Annotated in this window: 2 protein-coding genes; one reads left to right on the top strand and one right to left on the bottom strand. The window is 66.5% G+C overall.

All coding sequences use genetic code 11. The features are described 5' to 3' along the window. Positions 1 to 343: MarR family transcriptional regulator (locus I5G_RS23460; protein WP_036329268.1), on the bottom strand; the 343-nt coding region annotated here is incomplete at its 3' end. 201 nt (positions 344 to 544) lie between these two features. On the opposite strand from I5G_RS23460, the gene I5G_RS24180 reads away from it, so the two are divergent. Beyond that, positions 545 to 820, top strand: coding sequence for a hypothetical protein (locus I5G_RS24180; protein ID WP_022880310.1), 276 nt, complete (start codon positions 545 to 547; stop codon positions 818 to 820). Positions 821 to 899: the final 79 nt, after the last annotated feature.

Raw genomic sequence — 899 nt, 5'->3', positions numbered from 1 at the left:
GGGTCGATCGCGTCGGCATCCGTGCTCCGGTCGAAGGGCACGACGAACTTGCTCCGGCGGTCTGCGGGATTGGCGCGAAGCCGATCAGGCCGCCGGCGGCCAGGCGGTCCAGCATGCCGGTCACCGATGCCGTCGAGACCGCCAGAGCCTGTGCGATCTCCGTCGGCGTCACGGTGCCGCCCTCGTCCGTGCGTTCGAGGATCAGGCGCATCGCCGCCCGTGCGTTCTCGCTGGGGCCGCAGTCGGTCTGTCGCCGCCGTGCCAGCCGGGCCTCGGCCAGCCGCAGTCGTTCGACGGCGCGGGCGGCGACCGTAGAGGGGTCGTCTTCGGTCACGATCGTCATGGCTCTCCTGTAAGGGTCCGGCCGCCCGATGCGACAGTCTAGTTAGGCAAACGAGATTCCAGTGGTGCGATACATCTGCCGACGATCCCTGTGGGGCGAAAGAAACTTGGCGGCCCACCGATATATCACCGGAATTCACTTTGTGATAGTTAGGCAACCTAGTAAAATATCGATTGCCGAAACCTCCGGAAGGAGACGCTCATGGGCCTACTGTTCTACGGCTCTTCCGAGCGCCCGATCCGGATCCCGGATCGCGTGCTCGCCCACGTGAAGGTCGTGATCGCGACCAAGCTCCGCCGCGGAGAGAGCTTCACCATGTCGTGGCGCCACCCCGACGGTGAGGAGGGCGGCCGCAGTACGATCTGGATCCAGCAGCCCGTGAGCAAGCAGCGCGCCAAGAAGCAGCAGCAGTCGACCAAGGCGCCCGGAACGGCACCGCGGACGACCGCCAAGCCCGGCACCGACACCCCCTCCTGAGCACCCGGAGCCCATGATGACGACGTCCGAGCAGATCGCGACCGAACCCACCGCCGCCACGGAAGAGCAGCTCGAGCAG

Origin of the sequence: Microbacterium sp. B19 (assembly GCF_000333395.1) — a bacterium.
Lineage (GTDB): Bacteria > Actinomycetota > Actinomycetes > Actinomycetales > Microbacteriaceae > Microbacterium.
Note: the sequence above shows the minus strand (reverse complement) of the source record. Positions and strands in the feature narration are given on the sequence as shown.

What these genes read in the sequence shown, in the direction of transcription:
- I5G_RS24180 (WP_022880310.1), top strand. Translation starts at nt 545, where the DNA reads ATGGGCCTACTGTTCTACGGCTCTTCCGAGCGCCCGATCCGGATCCCG.